This window comes from Brevibacterium oceani, from assembly GCF_017948325.1.
In the GTDB taxonomy this organism is placed as follows: domain Bacteria; phylum Actinomycetota; class Actinomycetes; order Actinomycetales; family Brevibacteriaceae; genus Brevibacterium; species Brevibacterium oceani.
This window is the reverse complement of record NZ_CP072846.1, coordinates 4,209,096-4,233,909: the sequence shown is the minus strand read 5'-3', so window position 1 is coordinate 4,233,909 and position 24,814 is coordinate 4,209,096. Positions and strand designations below refer to the sequence as shown.

The window sequence follows — 24,814 nt, the reverse complement described above, 5'->3', positions numbered from 1 at the left end:
GGACGAAGCCGTCCCACGGCGGCCCTGTTGATGCGTATCGGCCTCGCGAACGACTATGGTTGAGCCATGGCTCGGTTCAGCTTCCTTGAATGGCCGGTACTCCGGCAGTTCCGCACGTCCGATCGGACGGGTCGCGGCGAATCGGTGACGTCCCAGAAGACCCGAGACACCACTCCTCGAACCGCTACGGCCGACAAGGTCGTCCAGTCCGTCTGCCCGTACTGCGCCGTGGGCTGCGGCCAGAAGATCTTCGTCAAGGACGACAAGGTCATCCAGATCGAAGGTGACCCCGATTCGCCGATCTCGCGCGGGCGCCTGTGCCCGAAGGGTGCTGCCAGCGAACAGCTCGTCAACGCCCCCGGCCGCGTCACCGACGTCCTCTACCGCGCACCGCGGGCCAAGGACTGGCAGAAGATCGAACTGAGCACCGCGATCGACATGATCGCCGATCGCTTCCTCGAAGCCCGCCGCAGGCATTGGGAGGACTTCGACGACAAGGGCCACCCGCTGCGGCGCACGATGGGCATCGCCAGCCTCGGCGGGGCAACCATCGACAACGAAGAGAACTACCTCGCGAAGAAGCTCTACACCGCCGCGGGAGCCATACAGATCGAGAACCAGGCGCGTATTTGACACTCCGCCACGGTTCCCAGTCTGGGAACCTCGTTCGGGCGAGGCGGCGCCACACAACCCGTCCAGGATATGGCGAATGCGGACTGCATCATCATCCAGGGCTCCAACATGGCCGAGTGCCACCCCGTGGGATTCCAATGGGTGAGCGAGGCCAAGGCCCGAGGTGCCCGCATCATCCACGTCGATCCTCGATTCACGCGCACCACCGCGATCGCCGATAAGCACGTCCCCATCCGGGCGGGCTCGGACATCGTGCTGCTCGGCGCGCTCATCAACCGAGTGCTGACCGAAGGCAAGCACTTCGACGAATACGTGCGTGCCTACACGAACGCCGCGAACCTCATCAGCGAGGACTATGTCGACACCGAGGACCTCGGCGGACTGTTCTCCGGCTTCGACCCGGAGACGAACTCGTACGACAACTCGACCTGGTCCTACCAGACCGATGAGCACGGTGCGCCCCTGACCGACCCGACGCTAAAGGACCCGCGGACGGCGTTCCAGATCCTCAAGCGGCACTACTCGCGCTACACCGCCGAGATGGTCGAGGAGAACTGTGGGATCAAGCCCGCCGACTTCGACTACCTCTTCGAATCGGTGACGCAGAACTCGGGCCGGGAACGGACCACGTGCTTCGCCTACGCGGTCGGCTGGACTCAGCACAGCCTCGGCGCGCAATTCATCCGCACCGCCTCCATCCTCCAGCTCCTGCTGGGAAATATGGGCCGACCGGGCGGGGGAATCATGGCGCTGCGCGGGCACGCGACGATCCAGGGATCGACCGATATTCCGACGCTGTTCAACCTGCTTCCCGGCTACCTGCCGATGCCCAGCGCCGGTGTCCACGACACCCTCGATGACTACGTCGCAGCCGTCGGCACCCCGGAGACCCACAAGGGCTTCTGGGCCAACGGCCGCAGCTACGCGGTCAGTCTGCTCAAGGCCTGGTGGGGCGATGCGGCGACACCGGACAACGACTTCGCCTACGACTATCTGCCGCGCATCAACGGCGCCCACGGCACGTACCAGACGCAGGTGCGCATGCTCAACGACGGTGTCGACGGCTACTTCCTGCTCGGCCAGAACCCGGCCGTGGGATCGGCCAACGGACGTATGCAGCGGATGGCGATGAGCCATCTCAAGTGGATGGTCGTGCGCGACTTCAGCCTCATCGAATCCGCCACCTGGTGGAAGGACGGCCCGGAGATTGCCACGGGCGAGCTGAAGACCGAGGACATCGAGACCGAGATGTTCTTCATGCCCGCGGCCAACCACACCGAAAAGGCCGGCACCTTCACCCAGACCCAGCGTCTGGTGCAGTGGAGGCACAAGGCCGTCAACCCGCCCGGCGATGCGCAGAGCGAACTCGACTTCTTCTACGAGCTCGGTCAGCGGATCCGCGAGAAGCTGGCCGACTCCGATGATCCGCGCGATCGTCCGCTGCTCGATCTGACCTGGGACTACCCGGTCGACGAGGAGGGCGAGGTCGACGCGGAAGCCGTGGTCAAGGAGATCAACGGCTACCGGGTAGGCGGCGAGGACGACGGCCAGCCGCTGGCGAACTTCAACCAGTACGCCTCCGACGGGTCGACCGCCGGCGGCTGCTGGATCTACGCCGGCGTCTATGCCGGCGGTGTCAACATGGCCGCCCGACGCAAACCGCGCAGCGAGCAGGATGAGACCGCGGCCGAATGGGCGTGGGCGTGGCCGGCGAACCGGCGCATCCTCTACAACCGCGCCTCGGCGGCTCCGGATGGGACCCCCTGGTCGGAGCGGAAGAAGTTCGTCTGGTGGGACGAAGAGGCCGGTAAGTGGACGGGCAAGGACGTGCCCGACTTCCCCATCGATCGCGCCCCCGCGGCGAGGTCGGACCAGGCCTACGGCGGTCCTGCCCACCTCGACGGCGACGACCCGTTCATCATGCAGTCCGACGGCAAGGGATGGCTCTTCGCACCCAGCGGCATGGTCGACGGTCCGATGCCCACGCATTACGAGCCGCAGGAGTCGACGGTCGCCAATCCGCTCTACCCGCAGCAGAACAGCCCGACGAGGAAGGTCATGCGGCGCGGGGACAACCTGTCCGCGCCCGGTGCCGGCTACCCCGGTTCCGAGGTCTTCCCGTACGTGTTCACGACCTACCGGCTCACCGAGCATCACACCGCCGGCGGCATGTCCCGCTGGCTGCCGTACCTGTCCGAGCTGCAGCCGGAGATGTTCTGTGAGATCTCACCGGAGCTCGCCGCCGAGGTGGGGCTCGAGCCCTACGGGTGGGCGACGTTGGTCTCCCCGCGGGCAGCGATCGAGGCCCGCGTGCTCGTGACGAGGCGGATGAATCCGCTGACCATCGGCGGACGCACCGTCCATCAGATCGGCCTGCCCTACCACTGGGGCGTGGGCGGTCAGGGCGCCGTCGTCGAGGGCGACTCCGCCAACGACCTGCTCGGTGTGACGATGGATCCGAACGTGTTCATCCAGAACAGCAAGTACGTGGCCGGCACGATCGTGCCCGGCAGGCGTCCGCGCGGACCGGAGCTCGTCGACTTCGTCGAGAAGTACCAGCGCGAGGCCGGTCTGACCACGGAGTCCGGAAACCAGCAGGTCACCGCGCCCGAATCCGATGTCGAAGCGGCAGCTGCCGCCGGTGCCGGACACAGCGTCGGCGGCCACCCCCATCGCGGAGGCGACTCGGCAGTGGGCGTGACTCCGGGCAAGACGCTCGGCGGGGAGAAAGTCGACGCTCCGACGGCCGAGAGCGCCGATGATCGCACCGGACGGGTCGATCTGCAACCGGTGGAGACGGCTGACGCGAACTCGGCCGACGATGGGGACGCGACCGACGGCGATCCCGATCATGGTCGTGATCTCGACGGATCCGCCGTCACCGACTCCGAGGTCCGAGTCGCCGAGGCGGAGCAGGCGCAGCGTGCGCAGGCTCAGCTCGACGAACGCGCCCGGGAGAAGACCGAGGATGCCGGCGTGAACGACGGCGCCGGCGACGACAGCGCGGGCTCCGGCACGTCGGATGCCGGTGCGGGCCCGGATCAGGTGGACAATGGAACCAGCGATGAAGGGGAGGATGACTGATGTCGGCTTCGACGCTGGACAGCGGCACGGTCGCTGACGGCCACTGGCACGATTCGACGCAGAATCGCAAGGGGTTCTTCACCGACACCTCGATCTGCATCGGATGCAAGGCCTGCGAGGTCGCGTGCAAGGAATGGAACCGCAATCCCCAGGACGGAACCTTCGAGCTGCTGGGCTCCTCGTACGACAACACGGGCAGCCTCGGCGCGAACACCTGGCGTCACGTCGCCTTCATCGAACAGGACTCCGAGCGGATCGAGAAGGCCCGCGAATCCGGGCGGAAACTCGTCAACCTCGGCATGCCCACCATCCGGCCTCGCACCGATGAGAGTGCCGCAGTCCAGCCTCTGGGCGGAGCGCTCGGTGCCGCGGATGAGGGCCGGACCAGCGACGGTCTGCCGACTACGCCGCAGCTCGACGTCGACCTCCTCGCCCCCGGGGCGATGGAACCGGCGGATCTGTCCGGGGTCGACACCACCCCGCCGGACACCGCCGACTTCCGGTGGCTGATGTCCTCGGACGTGTGCAAGCACTGCACGCATGCCGGCTGTCTCGACGTGTGCCCGACCGGTGCGCTCTTCCGCACCGAATTCGACACCGTCGTCGTCCAGAACGACGTCTGCAACGGCTGCGGCACGTGTGTGGCCGGCTGCCCCTTCGGCGTCATCGAACGTCGTGACGACGGCACGATCAACACGCCCACCGACCGTGATGACCGCAAGGCCGCGGACATGGACGTGCCGGATGCGGGCACCGCGAACAAATGCACGCTCTGCTACGACCGCCTCGTCGACGGTGAGGAACCGGCGTGTGCGCAGACCTGCCCGACCCAGTCGATCAAGTTCGGCGACCGGTCGGACATGGTCGACAAGGCGCATGAACGCGTCGCCGAACTCCATGCGAAGGGCCTGACCGAGGCCCGACTCTACGGAGCGAACCCGAATGACGGCGTCGGCGGCACCGGATCCGTGTTCCTCCTCCTCGACGAACCAGAGGTCTACGGGCTGCCGCCGGATCCTCGGGTGGCGACGAAGGACCTGCCCGGAATGTTCGCCCATGCCGGTGCCGCGGCGCTGGGCATGGTCGCGGCGGTCGGCCTCGCGTTCCTCGGGAGCCGCCGTTGAGCACGTCCGAATTCGATTCCTACCGCCCGCCCGAGCCCGAAGGCGGACGTAAGAAGCGTCGCCGAGGTGGCCGTGGAGGTCCCGGTGGACCCGGTGGACCCGGCGGTCGTCGTGGCGGCGGGTGGAAGAACCGCGGTTCCGACGGCAACCGCGAGATGCCGATGGTCGAGGACGTCGAGTTCACCTCGTACTACGGTCGACCGATCGTCAAGGCTCCGCCGTGGGGTCACGAGATCGCGCTCTACCTGTTCCTCGGCGGGCTCGCTGGCGGGTCGTCGCTGCTGGGCCTCGGCGCGCAGGTGACTGATCGGCCGGGACTGCGCATCGCCACGCGGATGACGGCGATCACCGCGACCGGTGTCGGCGGCGTCGCGCTGGTCGCCGACCTCGGCCGACCCGAACGGTTCATCAACATGATGCGCGTGGTCAAGGTGTCCTCCCCGATGAGCCTGGGCACCTGGATCCTCTCGGGCTTCGGTGTCGGATCGGGTGTGACCTTTGCGGTCGAGCTCGACCGGGTGACCGGGCAGAAGCTGCTTCCGCTGGGATCCCTGCGCAAGGTGCTCCACGCGATGGAGACACCGGCGGCCCTCGAGTCGGCCCTCTTCGCCACGCCGCTGGCCGCGTACACGGCGGTGCTGCTCGGGGCGACAGCCGTGCCCACCTGGAACGCTGCCGGTCGCAACGGTCTGCCGTACGTGTTCGTGTCTTCGGCATCGCTGGCTGCCGGCGGTGCCGCGATGGCGCTCGCTCCGGTGCGGGAGACGGGCCCGGCGCGACTGCTCGCGCTCGCCGGGGCTGCCGGTGACGTCTACGCGATGTCGGCGATGAAGAAGCGCATGCACCCGGCCGAGGTCGACCCGATGGAAGACGGCGAACCGGGACACAAGCTCCACCGTGCCGAGAAGCTCCTCATCGCCGGAGCCGTCGGCGCCGCCGCCGTCGAGGTGGGCGCGCGCGTGTTCGCGAAGAAGCTCGGTGGGCGGGGCGTCGGCGGTTCCGGTGTCGGTCGTGCAGCCGGTGCGATCGCGGACGCCGTGAAGAGCGCCGGCAGTTCAGCCGGTGTCGACGGTTCGGCCACGGGCGGCAAACGCAGCTGGAAGACTCGCGCCGTTCTGCGTGGACTGTCCGTGGTCTCGGGTGCCGCGTTGGCGGCCGCCTCGGCGTACACCCGTTTCGGGATGCTCGAGGCCGGCATCGAGTCGACGAAGGACCCCCGTCACGTCGTCGAACCGCAGCGCGCTCGCCTCGAAGAGCGCCGCGCGGCCGGCATCACCGACGACTCGATCACTACCGGCCGGTAGAGGCGGGCGGGCCAGGGGAGTCTGCCCGGGGAGCGCGCGGGCGCGACGTCTGTCTGCTTCCTCCGCGAGCATCCCGCACCGGTATCGACTCCGCCAACATATCGTGACTGCACCTACAGGTGGTTCGGCATCCCTCACCGCTAGCGCCAAAACATCCCGGTTCAACGGGTGGTTTTGACGCTAAAGGTGACGGGTGGCTGTGAGCCTGGCGTCTCCAGGCCCAGAATGACGGGTAGTGGGCGCTGGCTGGGCGCTTTCGGCGGTGAAGTAAACTCCTGAACCTAGATCATAATTTTTGCCTTCAAAAAATTATACTCTGCACGTTTAGACGCTGGTCCGCATCATTTCGATAGAGACCAGCTGGCATGAACGTGCGCGCCGTGGGAGGGCCGAATCTGCAGTGAGGCATCGTCAATCCGGCAAATTATGATTCATTCTGGCTCAGGTGGATGATCATAATTTTTGTACTCCAAAAATTATGTTCGCGGCTAGGGGGACTGGGAACCGTGCACAGCGTCACTCTCCCTGGGTCCGATTCTTCTCTGAGCATCGAGCCGATACGCCGCCTTGAGACCATCGCCGAACGAAACTCTCCTCAGCGCGGCACCTTCGACGGCTGCCAGTTGATACAGATCGAACTGATCCTCGTGGGGATCGTGTTGGCGATGATCAGCGCCCAGAGTATAGGAGGAGTCACTGAGGGGTCCGCGCCAAACTTCTTCCGAAATTCGGGTCAAGTGACCTGCCCGGGCATCACCGCACGTGCACGCCAGATCCGACGACGATCTCACCGATGACCGGATGACCAGGGAGTTCGCCGACAACGAGCAGCCCTCCGGAGGTCTGCGCATCGGCCAGCAAAAGCAAATTATCCTCGGTCACAGAGTCATCCGCGGTCAGATGCGGACGCACCCAGTCAAGGTTCCGCCGCGATCCACCGGAGACATAGCCGGCGGCGACGGACTCATCGACGCCCTCGAGGCGGGGTACCGCGGCCGCGTCGATGACGGCGCCGACTCTGGAGGCTCGTGCCATCTTGAACAGGTGTCCGAGCAGTCCGAACCCAGTGACATCCGTAGCCGCGCGGATCCCGGCGGCCACGGCCGCACGCGACGCCTCGGCATTGAGTGCGGTCATCGTCGCGATCGCCTCTTTGGAGACCTCGCCTGTCTGCTTGTGTCGGTTGTTGAGGATCCCCACACCGATCGGCTTGGTCAGTGTCAGGGGCAGCCCCACCTCGGCGGCGTCATTGCGCATGAGCTCATCGGGATGGGCGATACCGGTCACGGCCATGCCGTACTTCGGTTCGGGATCGTCGATCGAATGCCCGCCGGCGACGGGGCAGTTCGCCTGGGCGGCGACGTCGAGTCCGCCGCGCAGCACCTCGGTGAGCAGCTCCATCGGCAGCACCTCGCGAGGCCAGCCGACGAGGTTGATCGCCGTCACCGGTGTCCCGCCCATCGCGTAGATGTCCGATAGCGCATTGGCCGCGGCAATGCGTCCCCAGTCGTAGGCATCGTCGACGACAGGGGTGAAGAAGTCCGCAGTCGAGAGCACCGCAAGGTCGTCACGGACCCGCACCGCCGAGGCGTCATCGCCGTCATCGAGGCCGACGAGGACATCGGGACCGATCTGACCGACGAGTCCGCGCACCGCGTCCTCGAGCTCACCCGGCGGGATCTTGCAGGCGCATCCTCCACCATGGGCAAACGAGGTCAGACGTTCCTGTGTGGCAGTCATATCGCGAGACTAACACCGGTGATCAGGGCCCGTCGCTGGGTGCCGAAAGGTGGGCAATGAAATCTCGCCGCGCTGCGAATAGTCAGCAGGCCGCGGGCAGCAATCGCTGCAATGCCCTACTCGCGGAGGAGAACTCAAGTTATATTTGCGGTATGACACCGCCGTTCATCAAGGTGAGCCGTGAACTTCGTGATCGGCTCAGGAAGCAAGCGCATGCGGAGCATCGCACGCTTGGTGTGCACCTGGCGCACCTTGCCTCGCTTGAGGATAAGCGGAAGCGCTTCGAACGACTTCGCGCCGAGATAGATGCGACATCAGACGAAGACCTGGCCTCCTACCGCGAGGAGACCGAATGGTGGGAGTCAGTGCAGGTCACGCGGTAGGATTCCGAGTGGAGGCGTCCGTGTCCTGGTGGGCGCCCTGGTCTTCAAAACCAGTGAGACCGAGCATCTCGGTCTGGCGGGTTCGATTCCCGTCCGCCTCCGCCAATGACAATGCTGAGCCGATCGCATCCGCCGAGCACCAGGCAGGATGGCGGTGAACATGCACCGAGGAGGAGGCCCCGATGGTCGAGTCCGATCCGCGTCGCTCCATTCCGCGCACAGACACACTCCTTGCCCTGCCGGAGGTCATCGCCGCTGGCGAGACCCTCAGCCAGACGACGATCAAGACGATCATCGCCGAGGTTCAGTCCGTCGTGCGTGCCGGTGAGATCTCCGTCGCCGAGGTGGCGCCCACCATCATCTCCAGGCTCGGTTCCCGCTCGGCCTCCTCCCTGACCCCGGTGCTCAACGCCACCGGAATCCTCGTCCACACAAACCTCGGACGTGCACCGCTCTCACCCGCCGCCCGGCAGGCTGTGCTCGATGCGAGTGGCTACGTCGATGTCGAAATGGACCTCGTCACCGGCAAGCGCAGCAAACGGGGGACCGGAGCGAAGGCCGCCCTGTTGCGTACCTGCCCGACTGCTGAGGACGCCCTCGTCGTCAACAACGGTGCCGCCGCCTTGCTGCTCGCGGTCACGGCGCTGCGCGGGCGTGGGTCCGCCGTCGGCTCGGCGACCGGATCCGGCCTGGCATACGGCTCGACGGCCGGACCTGACCTGACCGCCGCATCTGGCACAGCTGTCGTGAGCCCGACCGATATCATCGTCAGCCGCGGCGAACTCATCGAGATCGGCGCAGGCTTCCGCCTCACCGACCTCATGACCACCACTGGGGCACGCCTGCACGAGGTCGGGACGACGAACCGCACCCACCTCACCGACTACGCGAACGCCATTGGTCCCGAGTCCGCGAGTCTCCTCAAGGTGCACACGAGCAACTTCCGGGTCGAAGGCTTCACATCGACTGTCGAGGTGAGCGAACTGCGCGGCCTTGCCGATGAACACAACCTGCCGCTCATCGTCGACCTCGGCTCGGGACTGTTCACCCACGACGACGTACTGCCCGACGAACCCGACATCGATGCAGCCCTGCGTGCCGGTGCCGATGTCGTCATCGTCTCCGGGGACAAACTCCTCGGCGGACCTCAGGCCGGCCTCATCCTCGGCCGGAGTGATGCCGTCCAGCGCATCGCGACCCATCCGCTCGCCCGAGCGATGCGCACGGACAAGCTCACTCTCGCCGCCCTCGAGGCGACGATCACGCACACCGGAAATCCGGTCCACGACGCCCTTCATATCGACCCCGATGAGCTGCGCCGACGCACCGGCACTCTCGCCGAGGCGGTCGGTGCCACCGTCGTTCCCCACGACGGTCGGGTCGGCGGCGGGGGAGCCCCCGGAGTACCCCTGCCCGGCTGGGCCGTCGAACTGCCCGAAGACTGCGCCGCCGTGCTGCGCACAGGCGACCCCGCGATCGTCACCCGTGTCCACCAGGGCCGATGCCTCGTCGACCTCCGCTGCGTGCCGGCGGCCGAGGACGACCGCATCGCCGCCGCCATCACCCGAGTGCTCGATAGCCGCCATGACTGACATACCCACGTCCCCGGGAGCCGCGTCCCAGGGTGCCGCGAGCCCCGACAGCTCCGCGGGCCCCGGCACCTTCGTCATCGCCACCGCCGGCCACGTCGACCATGGGAAGTCGACGCTCGTCAACGCCCTGACCGGGATGGAACCCGACCGGTGGGCCGAGGAGAAGAAACGCGGACTGACCATCGACCTCGGCTTCGCCTGGACCACCCTGCCCTCGGGCCGCGAGATCGCCTTCGTCGACGTGCCCGGGCACGAGAAGTTCCTCGCGAACATGCTCGCCGGCCTCGGTCCCGCCCCGATCGCGTGCTTTGTCATCGCGGCCGACAAGGGCTGGCAGGCCCAATCGAGTGACCACCGGGACGCGATCGCGGCGCTCGGCATCACCCGCGGCCTCGTCGTCATCACCCGCGCCGACATCGACCCCGACATGGTCGAGACCACGAAAGCCCAGGTCAGCACCCAACTGCGCGGCACCACGCTCCAGGACGCTCCCGTCGTCACGGTCTCCGCGACGAGCGGGGAGGGCCTGCCCGAACTCATCGACGTCCTCGATGAGGTCACGTCCGTGGCCGAGCCTCCGGCCACCTCGGCGCGGGTGCGCCTGTGGATCGACCGCGCGTTCACGATCAAGGGTGCGGGCACCGTCGTCACCGGGACGCTCACCGCGGGCACCCTGCGCACCGGCGACACGCTGCTCCTCCACGGCGAAACCGTCGACCGGACCGCGACCGTGCGCGGACTCCAGTCGCGCAATTCCTCCGTCGCCGAGGTGACCCCGCAGGCCCGCGTGGCCGTGAACCTGCGCGACACCCCCGCCGAGGGCCTCCACCGCGGTGACACCCTGCTCACCCCCGGCGCCTGGCCGATCGTCGAGGCCCTCGACGTGCGCCGCACGATGGGTGAGCCACTCGACGCCGGGGTCCGCGAGCTCATGGCTCACATCGGCACCGCCGCTGTGCCCGTGCACCTGCGCGCCTTCGACGCCGACCACGCCCGGATCACCCTTGAGCGGCCCCTGCCCCTGCAGGTCGGCGACCGGATCGTGCTTCGCGCGCCCGGCAGTCGCAACGTCTTTGCCGGTCTGATCGTCCTTGACGTCGACCCGCCCGAGCTGAAGCGGCGCGGCGCCGGTGCTCGTCGCGGTCGGGAGCTCGCCGAGCGTCCGGTCGAGGGAGACATCCTCGCCGAGGTGGCCCGCCGCGGAGCCGTCGAACGCTCGGTTCTCGTCCGGTTCGGATTGGCAGTGCCCGGGGAGGATGCGCAATCCGGGGCGGTGCCGGGGGAGGCCACGCCGTCCGGGGCGGTGCCGTCCGAGGCCACGCCGTCGAGGAACTCGCTGCCATCTGCGGTGGAGGTTGTAGGCGGGTGGCTCGTCCACCGCCCGGCGTCGGACGCATGGGTCGAGGCAGCGAAGTCACTGGTCACCCGGGAACTCAAGGCGCGACCGATGTCCGCAGGAGTCCCCGTCAAAGCCATCGCCGAGACGCTGCGACGCGCCAGCCTGCCCCTGCCGGAGTCGTCCTCTGCCGCCGCGACTCGCACGCTGCTCGGCGACATCATCGCCCGCGCCGGACTCGAGACCGCCGACGGCATGGTCCGCCCGCCCGGCCACACCGCCGACCTCGGCGCGGCGGAGGCCGGCATTGCGGAGGTCGAGAAGCGCCTGGCGGCCGATCCGTTCTCCGCTCCGGAAGCCGATGACCTGCGCGAACTCGGATTGGGAGCGCGGGAGCTCGCGGTCGCAGAGAAGGCGGGACGGGTGCTGCGCCTCGGCGATGGTGTCGTCGTCTCACCACGCACCCCTGCACATGCGATGAGGGTCCTCGCCGGGCTCGAGCAGCCATTCACGACGAGCCAAGCCCGGCAGGCCCTGAACACGACGAGGCGGACCGTCATCCCGCTGCTCGAACATCTTGACTCACGCGGGTGGACTCGGCGACTCGACACCACGCACCGCGAAGTCGTGCGGTAGGAATTGCGGTGTGGCGGACGTGGGCGCGCATCGGCGCGGCTCCGTTGGGCCGCCTCGGTGCGGGTGGCGTCGAAATTTCGGCACGCACTCGGCACTCGGCGGAAATTGTATTACAATCATTCGTGGAATGACTGTTCGTGCCCTCTCCGGGCACTCCAGCCGATGGTATGGGTGATAACCGACTGCGATGATTCCTCGACCTGACAGGTGAGGAACGGCGACGCTGCCGCGCATCGATCACGCGACGCCCGGCAGCGCCTCACTCACCGACCCGACCGCAACCGCGACCACCCATTCCCATGACCCGCGATCCCCGCGCCGCCACAGCGCGGAAGACTGCGACGATCGCGATGACTTTCAAGGAGCGCTTATGTCGAACTATCGAGTCCAGAACCCCGCCACCGGTGAAACGATCGAAACCTTCACCGAGGCGACCGACGCCGAGATCGAAACCACCGTGACCGCGGCTCACAATACCTACCTGACCTGGAAAGACACGGACATCCAGGAACGCGCCGGGATCGTTCGCCGCGCCGCCGAGATCTTCCGCGAGCGCAAGGACGAACTCGCGAAGACGATCTCCCTCGAAATGGGCAAGTCCTACGAGGAGTCCGTCGACGAGGTCGAATTCGCCGCCGACATCATCGAGTACTACGGCGTCCACGGCCCCACTCTGGCCACCGACTACCAGATCCCGTCGACGATCCCCGGTGTCGCCCGCATCGAAGCGCTGCCGATCGGCGCGCTTCTCGGCGTCATGCCGTGGAATTTCCCGTACTATCAGGTCGCCCGGTTCGCCGCCCCGAACCTCGTGCTCGGCAACACGATCATGCTCAAGCACGCCGATATCTGCGGCCGTTCGGCCCTGCTCATCGAAGAGATCTTCCAGGCAGCCGGAGTCCCCGCCGGCGGATACTCCCACCTGTTCGCCAACCACGATCAGATCGCCTCGATCATCGCGGACCCCCGTGTCCAGGGTGTGTCCCTGACCGGCTCCGAACGGGCCGGAGCGATTATCGGTGCCCAGGCGGGTCAGAACCTCAAGAAGGCCGTGCTCGAACTCGGCGGCATCGACCCGATGGTCGTCCTCGATGCCTCCGACGTGGCAGCAGTCGCCCGTGAGGCGTGGGAATTCCGCGTCTACAATGCCGGCCAGGTGTGCAACTCGAACAAGCGTCTCATCGTCATGGACGACATCTACGACGACTTCGTTGCCGAACTCGTGCGGCTCGGAACCGGGCTGAAGCCGGGCGATCAGGCGAAGCTCGGCGAGGACGAGTACGTGCCGTTGTCCTCGCGTGCCGCCGCCGAGACCGTCGACGCCCAGGTGAAGAAGGCCGTGTCCGAGGGCGCTCGGGTGCTCGTCGGAGGCGAACTCTCCGAGGGGCCAGCCGCATACTACTCGCCGACGGTCCTCGTTGACGTGCCGCGCGACTCTGAGTCCTACGGTGAGGAGATCTTCGGGCCCGTGGCCACCGTGTACAAGGTCAGCAGCGACGAGGAGGCCCTCGAGCTGGCCAATGACTGCGCGCTCGGCCTCGGCGGTTCGGTGTTCTCCACCGACGAGGCGCGCGCCGACCGTGTGGCCTCCCGCCTCGAAGTCGGGATGACGCACGTCAACACGATCGCCGCAGAGGCTGCCGAGATCCCCTTCGGCGGGGTCAAGCGCTCGGGCTTCGGCCGCGAGATGGGCCCGATCGGCATGGGCGAGTTCGTCAACAAGCGCCTTCACTTCGTCGCGAAGTAGGCCGCTTCAGGCCCCGGCCGTCCGACGTGTGACGGCGAGTGCATAGTTGAAATGCACACGTACTGATTTTCTGCAGTACGTGTGCATTTCAGAGTGACAGTTGCGTGAAGGGCGGCTATTCAGCGTGGTGGATCGGTCCGCACCGCCTCGGCGATGATGTCCTCCATCGCCGAGGCGGCCAGCTCCCTCAACTGCCGACGTGGCGGTACGGGTGGGATCCGCGCTCCGCGGACCTTGGCCAGGGCCACCTCGGTGATGGGGGCATGCTTCGGAAACGCGGTGAGGACCTGGCGCCCGGCGTCCTCCTTGCCGATGATCTCGCCGGTCATCAGCGTGTGGTGCATGCGGGCAGGCCCGAGCACGCACCATTCGACGGTGCCGGCGGAGAGCTGTCGTGGGTAACCGATGAGTCGGAGGGGAAGTCTGCTGACCAGCCCGCTGAGGAATCGGTTCTGGAATCGGCGGGTCGCTGATGGAGCAGCGCGAAGCTGGGCCGCCAGGGGTGACCAGTATTCGCGGAGATTGTCGGCGACCCATGGGCCCAGTCGTTCCGGTTCGGGGTCGAGACCCCAGTCGGCCATCGGGCGGCCGCGGACGGTGATGCCGCCGTCGGCGAGTTCCTTCCACACGACGGGGTTGACGTCGAAAGCGCCACCGGCTTCGAAGATCTCACCGGTGTGGGAGGCGATCGGTCGGATCCGGGTGACCGGCAGCGACACTTCGGATTCCCAGATGAACGCGGTGTTGCAGCATGCGCTCACGCCTTTGCCCGAGGCTGCCCGGGCAGTCAGGCGAGGAAGCTGCGAGAGGTGAAGGGCATGGAGGCGACGGATGAGGTCACTGTGATGGCCCCATTCGTCGGCGATGACTGCCACGAGATCGATGTCGCTGCGACCCGGCCGGTAGGCGCCGAGGGCGATCGACCCGGTCACGGCGCACGCGATGATGCCCCCGGGCAGGGTCCGGTCGGCGGCCCGGAGATAGGACCGGAGTGCCACGGAGACCTCGGAGGGCAGTTCAGCGGGCGGCGTCGTCGACATCTCTCCAGCGTAGCGACCGCGCGACCTATCGGCAGTTGAGTATCGCAGCAGAGCATCGGCAGCCACGTGCGCGTCTGCGCACTGCGCGGTGGCGTGGGCGGTGCACGGTGCGGCGGCGTGGCTGCGCACTCCGCGGCGGCGTGGCTGCGCACCACGCGGCGTTGCGGCGGCGTGGGCGTCGCGGGCACATAACTGACCACTCGAAATGCATACGCGCTGCATAAAGACACCACGTCTGCATTTCGGATGCACAGTTGTGTGAGTCGGCGACTGAAGAGCCTCTGGCCCGCGTCTGCGAACGCCCCGAAGAGCCGACGAGACGCCGGTCACGGGGGCCTGAGTGCGGTGCAGGTGACCGCGGTGCGTTCAACGGATTCCAAGCACATGCTCACTGGGTCGTGACGATTCGTTGCGGAGAGGTGGAGCCACCTCGGTGGTTGCTTGCATTGAACCGCGCCCGCATGTCCGCCAGTGTGGTGTGGGGCGAAAACCGAGCCACCTCCTGTGCCGACCTCAGGGGACACATGTGCGCCGAACTCTGCCGGGACCAGGTCCTGGCGCTCGCCACAACCGACAGCGAAAGTGAGAACAGATGAAGAGCGTGCGCACTCTAGCGGTGACTGCACTGTCCGCGGCCGTCATCGCAGGGGGCCTCTCCCTGGGGGCGGCCACCTCGGCGTCGGCCGATCCGATCACCGGAGGCGTCTCCCAGGACGGCGAGGACTCTGCAGACCAGTCGGCCCAAGCAGGCGACCACGCGGAAGACGCCGGCTCGACCGGCGGAATCGACGACCCGGACGATCTCACCTCCGAGCAGGTCGACAATGCCAAGACGATCATCGCCGTGGGGAAGGGCGCTGATCTGTCGAAGAAGGCACAGAAGGTCGCCGTGATGACCGCACTGCAGGAATCGAGTCTGCGCAACCTCGACGGCGGCGACAAGGATTCCGTCGGCCTCTTCCAGCAGCGGCCGTCGATGGACTGGGGATCAGCGAAGGACCTGACCGACCCCGTCTATTCCGCGAAGGCGTTCTACGGAGTCGATTCGGAGACCGCCAACCCCGGCCTCACCGAGGTCGACGACGATATGTCGATGAAGCCCGGCGACGCGGCTCAGAAGGTTCAGAGTTCCGCCTACCCCGACGCGTACGCGAAGTGGGAATCACTGGCCGGTGACCTCGTCGACGACAACACGAAGGTCGACCCGATCGACTGAGTGGCCGTTTCCCGACGCGGTTGCCGACGCGCGACCGTGTTTGCATCGGCTGCGAACTATAGTCCGCGGCCAAACTTGCGGTCAGGCGGGGGCGCCCACCTCACGAACCGCCCACCTCACGCGCCGCCGGTCCGGCCGTAGCGCTCGCCGGCGGCGGTGAGACCGTCGAGGATCGCGGTGTCTTCTGGGGTGAGCTCGATGTCGAAGGCACCGAGGTTCTCGTCGAGACGATGCGGCTTGCTTGTCCCCGGAATCGGGATCACGTCCTCACCCTTGACGAGCACCCACGCGAGGGCCACCTGCGCGGGAGTCGCCCGGTGACGGGCAGCGATCGCGCGCACCGCATCGACGAGCCGGGCATTGTGCTCCCGGTTCGTCCGCTGCCAGCGCGGCAGGAGTCGCCGGAAGTCGAGGAGCCCCGGATTCATCCCGGCCGCATCGCCCGAGAGCATCCCACGGCTGATCGGCGAATAGCCGACGATCCCGATGCCGAGTTCACGGGCCACCGGCACAACCTCGTCCTCGAGCTCACGTGAGACGATCGACCATTCCATCTCGATCGCAGCGATCGGGTGCGTGGCGTGCGCTGTCCGCAGATCAGCCGGCCCCACCTCGGAGAGCCCGATCTCACGCACGAGACCGCGCTTGACGAGTTCGGCCATCGCCCCGACCGACTCCTCGATCGGGACGTTCGGGTCGATCCGGTGAAGGTAGTAGAGATCGATGACATCGGTGCCGAGGCGCTTGAGCGACGCCTCCGCGCCGCGTCGGAGGTAGGACGGATGTCCGTTGACTCCGATGGGCAGACCGATGACCGGCAGCGTTGTGATCCCGCACTTCGTCGCGATCACCGCATCGTCGCGCCGCCCGGCGATCGCCCGGCCGACGAGTTCCTCGTTGCTGCCGCTGGCGTATATGTCTGCGGTGTCGAGGAGGTTCGCTCCGCGATCGAGGGCGTGCCGGATCGTCGCGGTCCCACCATCGGGGTTGCCACGACCGTAGGCCGTCGTCATTCCCATGCAGCCGAGTCCCATCCGTGGGACGTCCAACTCGCCGAGGCGGGTGCGCGGAATCGTGGTCGTCGACTGGTCGTTCGGGGTGGGCTGTTCGGTCATGGTGTTCCTCCTGTGAGGTAGGCGGTTTTGTGTTCGGTGATGGCCAGGGAGATCTGGAGCTGCGCGATCTGCCGCCGCATGTCTAGCGCGTGGCGGTCGAGGAGGTCGCGCGCTCGGCGGCGTGCGTCGTCCGAATCCTCGCCGAGGTGGCTCTGCAGTGAGGCGATGTCACGCACCGGCAGTCCGGAGAGGCGCAGACGGTGGACGAAGAGGAGTTCGCCGAGGGCATCACGGTCGAAGCGGCGGTGGCCGTTGTCTCGACGCGGAATGGACAGGAGTCCTTCGTCCTCGTAGTAGCGGACCGTCGTCGCTTCGATCCCGATCATGGCGGCGGCTTGCCCGATCGTGAGGTCGGCGACGTCGGGGAGGTCGTCTCCGCAGGATCCGATCTCTTCGGCCGTGGGAGGAAGCCTGCGGCCCGCGGCGATCTCGTCGGCGATCTGCTCGATGAGCAGGTGGTGAGTGGTCATGCCGTCAGGCTAATAGTTCGAGTGAACTGGAAGTCAAGGGGTAGGTCCGACGCCCCGACGGGGACAGGGGCCCGCTGCCTCGCCCGTCCTCAGTACTCTGCCTGCCTCAGCTCAGCGAACCAGCCGCTAGGCGGCGGACCACCTCGGTGAGGTGGTGAAGGCCTGAGACGAGGTCCTCGTCCTTCGTGAACTCGGCGAGGCTGTGTGAGACCCCGTCGACGCTGGGGATGAAGAGCATGACGGTGGGCACCTGGTCCTTCATGTTCGTCGAGTCGTGGCCGGCGACCGTCATCACCCGCGCCGAGGTGAGTCCCAAGTCGTCCGCGGCCGACCGTGCCAGCTCGACTCCGTCTTCGGAGTACGGGTCCTGATCCCAGCTGTGCTCGGCAACGATCTCGATCGACACCCGATCGTCCTCGCTCACCTGGGCGATCGTGGCCATGAGCGAATCATGGGCGGCGGCGATCACCTCGGCGCTGGCCGACCGCAGATCGAGGAGCAGGCTGACCTCGCTGGCGACGACGACCGGTGAGTTCGGGTAGACGGTGAGCTGACCGCACGCGGTGTGCAGCGCGCCGGGTTCGAAGTCATCGACGAGCTCACGCGCGGCGACGACGAGACGCGCCGCTCCGAGGAGGGCGTCCTGCCGGTCGGTCATGAGCGTCGACCCGCTGTGGGCCTGCGCGCCGGTGACCCTGAACTCGTACTTATGGGCCGCCCATGTGGCGTTGACCAGGCCGATCGTCACCCCGTCCTCTTCCATGCTGCGGCCCTGCTGGACGTGGATCTCCGCATAGGAGGCGATGTCCGGTGCGGTGAAGTCCCCGCGCTCGCCCACGTCATCGAGTGCCTCGGCGACGCTGATTCCGTTCGCGTCACGGGTGGCCAGAGCGGCCTCGAGCTCGGCCTTGCCGGTGAAGACGTTGCTGCCCATCATCGAGGGCTTGAACCGTGAACCCTCCTCGTTGAACCAGTTGACCACGGCGAGGTTGAACCGCGCCTTCGTCGGGTCCGCGCGCAGCTCGTCGGCGACGGCGAAGCACGCGTGTGCCGAGGCCATGACCCCGTAGGCGCCGTCGAAGCGGCCGGCCGTCGGCTGCGAATCCATGTGCGATCCCGTGAGCACATAGGGGGCGCCGGGGACGAGCTCGAGGAGCCCGAACTGGTTGCCGATGGCATCCCGGTGGACGCTGAACCCGTGCTCTTCGAGCAGGTCGGCGAACCATTTCCGCTGCTGACCGTCGGCCGCGCTCGCCGCCTGCCGATCGACGCCGTTCGTGCCCTCGACGGCACCGAAACGCGAGTGGACGGTCCAGTCGGCGAGGAAATCTGCTTCACGGTCGGCGCTGATGAGAGAGGCTGCAGTGGTCATGGTGGGTCCTTTCGAGGTGCTGCCGCGGAGGGGAGGCCCGCAGGCGTGGGGGTTGAGGGGTGCGGCGCCGGCATGGCCGGTGTCGAGCGGGGCCGTCGCCCAGACGGGCGTGCGGAGTGGGGCGTCAGGAGGTTTCGTCGCCGGCCGGGGGCATGGTCGCCGGGTCGATGAGGACGTGGATGAGCGCGGGACCGTTGTGCGCCAGGGCGCGGTCGAGCGCGGGCTCGAATTCCGCGGTGGTCTCGACGCGCTCGCCGTGCCCGGCCATCCCCGGTGCGGACACTTCCGGCGCGGTCGGAACGGGCCCGGCCCCCGCCGGGGCGGCCCCGCCGTTCGCACCGGCGTCGTCGAGCGTCGATTTCGCCGAGGCGGCTCCGGAGCGTTCGTCGAACGCCGACATCCAGGTCGCGAAGTCCGGGTTGACCATCCGCGTGCCCGAAGGCCGGCCCGGGTAGTGATTCTCCTGGTGGGACACGATCGTGCCGTACACGCCGTTGTCGATGACGATGATAAGCGGCGTCCCGCCGTGGGCGAAGGCCGTGGCGATCTCCTGCCCGTTCATCAGGAAGTCCCCGTCGCCGCAGATCGCGACCGCCCGGCGCTCGGGGAACGCCAAGGAGGCGGCCACCGCGCCCGGGACCGCCAGCCCCATCGCCCCATTGCGGGCCCCGACGAGTCTGGCCGGCGCGTTGTGGCGGAGGAACCGGTGTCCCCAGATCGTCGCATTGCCTGCCCCGTAGGTGAGGATCGCGTCCCCACCGAGGCGGTCGTCGAGGATCCCGAAAGCCACCCCAAGGTCGACGCCGGGTCGTGTCGAGTCCGGGTGCGTGCCAGACTCCGTGGTCGCTCCCGCACCCGCCTCGGCGTCGGGTCGGTGCGCGGCGAACCGAGATTGGATCGCCGCACGTTCCGCCATCCACGCATCCGTGCGTGCACCCCGCACAGAACCGGCATCGACGCTGATCAGCGCCTCGGCGAAGGTATGAGGTGAGGCGAGGATCTGCTGGTCGATGCGGCCGGCATGCTGCCTGGCCTCGGGATCTCCGGTGACGAGCACGGTCTCGGCGTCGAAGCCGATGGTGTATCCGTCGCTGGCGACGTCGGAGCGGGTGCAGCCGACGAAGACCAGCTGATCAGCCTCGGCGAAACCGGCCGCCACGGCGTCGGCGCGACCGTAGCCGAGCCACCCGGCCCAGGCGGGGGAGCTGTGCGGCAGCGCATCGTAGGCGCGCCAATCGCAGAAGATCGGGATCCCCGCCGAGGCGGCCCACCGAGCGAGGTCCGCCCCGCATCCGGAGTGCCAACCGTCGCCGCCGAGGACGAACGCGGGATGCGTCGCCGCGGCGATGCGGGCGGTCAGCGATTCGAGCTCGGCGGTGGCGGGGGTCGGTGGGGCAGCCTCGGCGATCGTCGGGGTCGGGGCCTCGGTGAGGCGGACGAGGACGTCCTCGGGCAGCCCGACGACGACGGGACCGGGGCGACCGGACGAGGCGATGCGTAGGGCTTCGGCGGTGAGCTCACCGGCGCGGTGTTCGTCATCGATGGTGAGCACGCGCTTCGCCGTCGAGGAGAACCAGTCGGACAGGCCGAACTCCTGGAAGGACTCGCGGGACCGGTCGGAGATCGGGACGAGGCCGACGAAGAGGACGAGCGCGGTCGCATCCTGCCATGCGGTGTGGAGGGAGATCATCGCGTTCGCCGCACCCGGACCGCGGGTGACCGTGGCGATGCCGGGCCGGCCGGTCAGCCGGGATTCGGCCAGCGCCATGAACCCGGCTCCGCCCTCCTGCCGGCACACGACGGTCTCGACGGACGAGTCATAGAGGCCGTCGAGCACGTCGAGGTAGGACTCGCCGGGGACCGCGTAGACGCGTTCGATCCCCGCGGTCTCGAGGGTGTCGACGATGAGGTGGCCGGCGGAACGCGGCATGGCGGGTGTCCTTTCGACGGTCACGGAGCCGGTATCAGTGCTTGAAGCCGGGGAGGTCGACGCTCAGCCTCGGTGCGATGAGTCCGGCGAAGGCGGTGAACAGGGAGAGGAAGACGAGCATTGCGGCGGCCGGCCACCAGTGATCGCCGGCCGAGGCGACGAAGCCGGTGGCGAGCAGCGGGATGAAGCCGGAGAGCATTCCGGCCGCGTTCTGCGCCATGCCCACACCCGTGTAGCGGGTGGTCGCGGGGAACAGGCCGGTGAGCACGGTGCCCGAGGCGGCGTAGGGCAGGGACAGGGTGGACACGGCCAGGGTCATGGCGATGACGATGAGCACCGGCTGCCCGGACTCGAACATGAAGAAGGCCGGAACGGCCACCACCGCCGAGGCGACTCCGCCCCAGAGGATCACCTTGCTCGCTCCATACTTGGTACCCAGGACGCCGCCCCAGATGAGAGCACCGATTTCGACGGCGGCGGCGACCATGCTGCCGAGCAGGAGGAGCGAGTCGTCGTAGCCGAGGACGTTGACTCCGTACCAGACGCAGAACGCGGTGACGAGGTAGAAACCGCCGACGCCGAGCAGGGCCGCGGCCATGCCGATGATGATCTGCTTCCAGGAATCGCGGAAGGTCGTGCGGATCGGGCTCTTCTCGACCTCGCCGGACTCCTCGAGCTGACGGAAGACGGGTGACTCCTCGAGGCGGGCGCGCAGGTAGACGGCGACGACGAGCAGCGGGAGGGCGATGAGGAACGGGATCCTCCAGCCGAAGGAGTCGAAGTTCTCCTGCGAGAACACCAGCGTCATGATGAAGAAGCCGCCGGAGGACAGGATCGTGCCGATCGGTGAGCCGATCTGCGGGATCGCGGCGTAGCGGGCTCGCAGGTGGAGCGGGGCGTTCTCGACGACCAGAGTCATCGCGCCCGACCATTCGCCGCCGACGAAGAGTCCCTGCAGGACGCGCAGGAGTACGAGCAGCGTGGGGGCGGCGAAGCCGATCGCAGCGTAGGTCGGCAGGAGGCCGATGAGGCCGGTGACGACGCCGATGCCGACGATGGTGATCATGAGGACGCGGCGGCGGCCGACCTTGTCACCCATCCGGCCGAAGATCAGACCGCCGATGGGACGGGCCGCGAGTCCCACACCGAAGGTGGCGAAGGAGGCCATGGCGGCAGCGGTGGCGTTCTCGCTGGTGAAGTACTGGACGTTGAAGACCAGTGCCGCCGCGGCCGAGAAGAGGAAGAAGTCGTACCACTCGAGGGCGGTGCCGATCAGCGCCCCGGCGGCGACCTTGTTCGCGTCCTTGATGCTCAGTTCCGTGGTGGCGTTGAACTCGGCGGCTGCCGTGGTGTCCTGTTCGCTCATACTTCTCTCCGTCGAGTCCGGGGGATTCGGCCTGGTCGGCCGGTTCCGGTGGTCGGTGTTGCCGGTGTGATTGCCTGCGCCTGTCGACGGGGCCGACCGGCTGGATTCGACCTTACCGAGTGTCACATGTCCTGATCCAGGCGCATTTGCCGCCGAAACAGTCGGCGTACTTGTGCAGATGCACATATTCTGGAGGGTGTGATGAACGAGCGCGAGGGAAGCGAAGGCCAGCGGCAGGTGCGGGATCAGCCGGAGCAGGACCGGCAAACGCGGGACCGGCAGCTGCAGGATCGACCTGTGCCCGGAGACGAGCGACGCTGGCTCGAACTCCTCGACGCTCTCGACATCGACGAGCTGACCGCGAGGTTCATGACCCGCGTGGTCCGCGTCCCCGGCTACGATCCTGCGCCGATCCCCGTCTCCGAACTGAGGCGAACCGGGCGATCATCGTTCCGCACTCTCATCGACGGGCTGCGGGCCGGCGGCTTCGACGGACCGGTGGCGGTCTCCACCGAGGTCGGGGTCTCCCGAGCACGGGCGGGCATCCCGCTGGAGGCGCTGATGACGGCGATCCGGCACGACTTCAACGTGCTGTGGGAGGTGCTGACCCGGGTGGCGAGCCAGGACGATGCGGAACTCGTCATCCGCCACACGGGCATCGTCCTGTCCACCGTCGACGAATACGTCTCTCAAGTCCAACAGGCCTACACGGCCGAGTTGGCGCGGATGCGCGCCGAGGAGTCCTCGGTGCGGCAGGGCTACATCGCGGGACTGTTCCAGGACCTCGACCCGAGCGAGGAACGGTTGGCCACGATCGCCTCGGCGCTGGGGATCGACCCCGCTGCGACCCTGCACGTCGTCGCAGCCCGCGGGGAGGACATCTCCGCACTGCGGGTGCTCGTCTCCGACGTCGAACGCTCGGGCGGCGAGGTCTTCACGCACCACCTCGGCGATGTGCTCATCGCGTTCACCTCGTCGACGATGCAGGGCCAGGGCATCGAGCAGCGGATCGCCGAGGCGCGGGTGGGATTGGCGACCGCGCCCGAGATCGCTCATCTGCGCAGGTCAGCGCTGACCGCTCGTGACCTCGCCGAGGTGCTGCACCCCGATGACGACGGGGCGATGACCTGGCGACGAGGCTGGGCCAGGCTGGCGTCGCGATCGCTCGGTGAGGCGAGCAATTCGGTCATCGCCGACGTCGACGAGGCGCTCGCCGGGTGCGGGGCGGCCGAGCGGGAGCGGCTGGTCGAGGCCGTGCGTGCGTATCTGCACTCGGGGGGCATCGGGGCGAGTGCGGCCGAACTCTTCTGCCATCGCAACACCGTGGCCAACCGTCTGCGCCGATTCGGCGAGGTCACCGGTGTAGACCCGACGATCCCCGCCGAGGCGGCCCGGCTGGTCGTCGGGTGGGCGTGATTTCGCGACCGCTGCGCCTCGCTCAAGGCGGCGCGCATTTGTCGCGAGGTGCACGGTTCGACATCTGCGCGCCGGCTTGAACGAGCGTTCTGGCTCCACCGAGGTCTCGAGCATAGGCCCATTTCCGGGGCGAGTGGCACCTCAGCGAAGAGCCGCGATCTCGGGCCGGTTGGCGCACCTCTTCACGCGTGCTCACGATCTGCCAGCCCTTCGTAGCTCTGACCGTGGGGCCCGGTCAGAGCGATCGCCTCGCCATCGACGGCGAGGACGAACCGTCCGTCGGCAGCGTGCCCGCCCGAGGCGCCGGCCTCCACCTGCGCCCCGATGTCGGGCAGCACCTGAGCCCCTTCGTTGCTGATCCACACCACGTCCTCGCGCGAGCGCATGAGAGTCTCGAACTCGGCTCTCGCCTCGGCGCCGATATACGCGAGCACCGCACTGTGGAACACGATCGGCTGGGTGCTGGCGGGTACCTCGGCAAGCACGGCTTCGATCGTCTCGAGCAGATCCCCGCGGACCAACCTCGGCGGATCCTCGGCAACGAGCGCGGCCGCTGCGATCAGACGTTCGCGCCGAACATCATGCTCGGGCCAGACGAGCGAACGCAGCCACTCGCGCTCGCGGGCGTCGGTGATATCGATCGGATTGAGATCGATCCCCGCGCGCCACGCGACATCGGGCAGACCACGAGGCGCCGAAGCGTTGCTCAATTCGCAGTCGATGAGCACGGGGCTCGGCCCGCTCGACGGATCGAGCCGGACAGTTCGCGCAGGATCGGGTTCGGCCGTGCACGCCGAGGTGGCGGGACCGGCCGCCTCGGTGATCGTGTATCGGTAGCTGTACCGGTCGGGATAGAGGCACAGCCCCGCTGAAGCGCCGACCTCGATGAGCGCGAGCGGCCCATCGATCCGCGACAGCGCCGGTAGGAGCGTCGCACACCGGCCCGCCTCATTCGTCTGCGTGGATCGCGCGAGCATGAGGTCACGCGTCTGCGTCCAATGCTCGAGCAGCCACGATCGGAGATCCGCATAGGACCTCTCACCAGCACCGAGGTGGCGTGCCGCTGCGAACAGGAGGTTGGCCTGGCGTTTGGGTCGGGGCAGAGCGAGGAGCCGGGCGATGATCTCGTCGTCGGCGGCGACGCCCTCGGCCCAGGCGGTGTAGATCGGGGAGGTGTCGGTGGCCTCGACGCGGGCGAATGTCCGGTAGTAGTCGCGCAGTGTTTCGGCGTCGAGCTCGGTCATCGGCTGCATGTGGCTCCTTCGGTCTTTGTGGACTCAGCTTAGCGAGGCACTGCGCCGAACTTGTCG

Annotated in this window: 16 protein-coding genes, 1 tRNA gene and 1 pseudogene; 10 read left to right on the top strand and 8 right to left on the bottom strand. The window is 67.7% G+C overall.

Annotated features, from left to right (window positions below; all coding sequences use genetic code 11):
- Window positions 1-66: 66 nt before the first annotated feature.
- The 3 genes and pseudogenes from fdnG to nrfD all read left to right on the top strand — a co-directional run.
- A pseudogene (fdnG, locus tag J9314_RS18705) lies at window positions 67-3,252 on the top strand (formate dehydrogenase-N subunit alpha); the annotation flags it as partial.
- 464 nt (window positions 3,253-3,716) lie between these two features.
- Complete coding sequence (locus tag J9314_RS18700) at window positions 3,717-4,841, top strand: 4Fe-4S dicluster domain-containing protein (RefSeq protein ID WP_210603773.1); 1,125 nt, start codon at window positions 3,717-3,719, stop codon at window positions 4,839-4,841.
- The gene (nrfD, locus tag J9314_RS18695) at window positions 4,838-6,145 is read left to right on the top strand and encodes an NrfD/PsrC family molybdoenzyme membrane anchor subunit (protein ID WP_210603772.1); all 1,308 of its coding nucleotides are present in this window, start codon (window positions 4,838-4,840) and stop codon (window positions 6,143-6,145) included. The genes J9314_RS18700 and nrfD overlap by 4 nt, the downstream gene beginning before the upstream one ends.
- A 753-nt stretch (window positions 6,146-6,898) precedes the next feature.
- On the opposite strand, the gene selD is transcribed toward nrfD, so the two are convergent.
- Complete coding sequence (gene selD / locus J9314_RS18690) at window positions 6,899-7,885, bottom strand: selenide, water dikinase SelD (protein WP_210603771.1); 987 nt, start codon at window positions 7,883-7,885, stop codon at window positions 6,899-6,901.
- Window positions 7,886-7,941: 56 nt separating this feature from the next.
- On the opposite strand from selD, the gene J9314_RS18685 reads away from it, so the two are divergent.
- The 5 genes from J9314_RS18685 to J9314_RS18665 all read left to right on the top strand — a co-directional run bounded on the left by J9314_RS18685 (window position 7,942) and on the right by J9314_RS18665 (window position 13,579).
- The gene (locus J9314_RS18685; RefSeq protein ID WP_210603770.1) at window positions 7,942-8,268 is read left to right on the top strand and encodes a hypothetical protein; all 327 of its coding nucleotides are present in this window, start codon (window positions 7,942-7,944) and stop codon (window positions 8,266-8,268) included.
- A 10-nt stretch (window positions 8,269-8,278) separates the two neighbouring features.
- Window positions 8,279-8,373, top strand: a tRNA-Sec gene (locus J9314_RS18680).
- 77 nt (window positions 8,374-8,450) lie between these two features.
- Window positions 8,451-9,860, top strand: coding sequence for an L-seryl-tRNA(Sec) selenium transferase (gene selA / locus J9314_RS18675; RefSeq protein WP_210603769.1), 1,410 nt, complete (start codon window positions 8,451-8,453; stop codon window positions 9,858-9,860).
- The gene (selB, locus tag J9314_RS18670) at window positions 9,853-11,832 is read left to right on the top strand and encodes a selenocysteine-specific translation elongation factor (protein WP_210603768.1); all 1,980 of its coding nucleotides are present in this window, start codon (window positions 9,853-9,855) and stop codon (window positions 11,830-11,832) included. Before selA ends, selB begins: the two co-directional genes overlap by 8 nt.
- Before the next feature lie 370 nt (window positions 11,833-12,202).
- Window positions 12,203-13,579 carry an NAD-dependent succinate-semialdehyde dehydrogenase gene (locus J9314_RS18665; protein ID WP_210603767.1) on the top strand — a complete coding sequence of 459 codons (1,377 nt, stop codon included), beginning with the start codon at window positions 12,203-12,205 and terminating at the stop codon, window positions 13,577-13,579.
- A 119-nt stretch (window positions 13,580-13,698) separates the two neighbouring features.
- Here J9314_RS18665 and J9314_RS18660 read toward each other — a convergent pair whose 3' ends face one another.
- A complete protein-coding gene (locus J9314_RS18660; protein WP_210603766.1) occupies window positions 13,699-14,619 on the bottom strand; it encodes an aminoglycoside adenylyltransferase domain-containing protein in 921 nt (306 codons plus the stop codon).
- A gap of 616 nt (window positions 14,620-15,235) precedes the next feature.
- Between J9314_RS18660 and J9314_RS18655 the strand changes: the two genes are divergently transcribed.
- Window positions 15,236-15,835, top strand: a complete 600-nt coding sequence (locus J9314_RS18655; RefSeq protein ID WP_246490510.1) for a hypothetical protein — start codon at window positions 15,236-15,238, stop codon at window positions 15,833-15,835.
- 116 nt (window positions 15,836-15,951) lie between these two features.
- Here the strand turns inward: J9314_RS18655 and J9314_RS18650 are convergent, their stop codons facing one another.
- The 5 genes from J9314_RS18650 to J9314_RS18630 all read right to left on the bottom strand — a co-directional run bounded on the left by J9314_RS18650 (window position 15,952) and on the right by J9314_RS18630 (window position 22,088).
- Entirely contained in the window at window positions 15,952-16,950 is a 999-nt protein-coding gene (locus tag J9314_RS18650; protein WP_210603764.1) for an aldo/keto reductase, read from the bottom strand.
- Window positions 16,947-17,420, bottom strand: coding sequence for a MerR family transcriptional regulator (locus J9314_RS18645; RefSeq protein WP_210603763.1), 474 nt, complete (start codon window positions 17,418-17,420; stop codon window positions 16,947-16,949). The genes J9314_RS18650 and J9314_RS18645 overlap by 4 nt, the downstream gene beginning before the upstream one ends.
- Window positions 17,421-17,526: 106 nt before the next feature.
- Window positions 17,527-18,792 (bottom strand): M20 family metallo-hydrolase, encoded by a 1,266-nt coding sequence (locus tag J9314_RS18640; RefSeq protein ID WP_210603762.1) that lies wholly within the window; start codon window positions 18,790-18,792, stop codon window positions 17,527-17,529.
- Between the two features lie 124 nt (window positions 18,793-18,916).
- Window positions 18,917-20,722 carry a thiamine pyrophosphate-dependent enzyme gene (locus tag J9314_RS18635; RefSeq protein WP_210603761.1) on the bottom strand — a complete coding sequence of 602 codons (1,806 nt, stop codon included), beginning with the start codon at window positions 20,720-20,722 and terminating at the stop codon, window positions 18,917-18,919.
- A gap of 34 nt (window positions 20,723-20,756) precedes the next feature.
- A complete protein-coding gene (locus J9314_RS18630) occupies window positions 20,757-22,088 on the bottom strand; it encodes an MFS transporter (protein ID WP_210603760.1) in 1,332 nt (443 codons plus the stop codon).
- 201 nt (window positions 22,089-22,289) lie between these two features.
- Here J9314_RS18630 and J9314_RS18625 point away from each other — a divergent pair, with 201 nt between their 5' ends.
- The gene (locus J9314_RS18625; RefSeq protein ID WP_210603759.1) at window positions 22,290-23,504 is read left to right on the top strand and encodes a PucR family transcriptional regulator; all 1,215 of its coding nucleotides are present in this window, start codon (window positions 22,290-22,292) and stop codon (window positions 23,502-23,504) included.
- Window positions 23,505-23,686: 182 nt separating this feature from the next.
- On the opposite strand, the gene J9314_RS18620 is transcribed toward J9314_RS18625, so the two are convergent.
- Window positions 23,687-24,757: a DUF2332 domain-containing protein gene (locus J9314_RS18620; RefSeq protein ID WP_210603758.1), complete on the bottom strand. Its 1,071-nt coding sequence runs from the start codon at window positions 24,755-24,757 to the stop codon at window positions 23,687-23,689.
- Window positions 24,758-24,814: the final 57 nt, after the last annotated feature.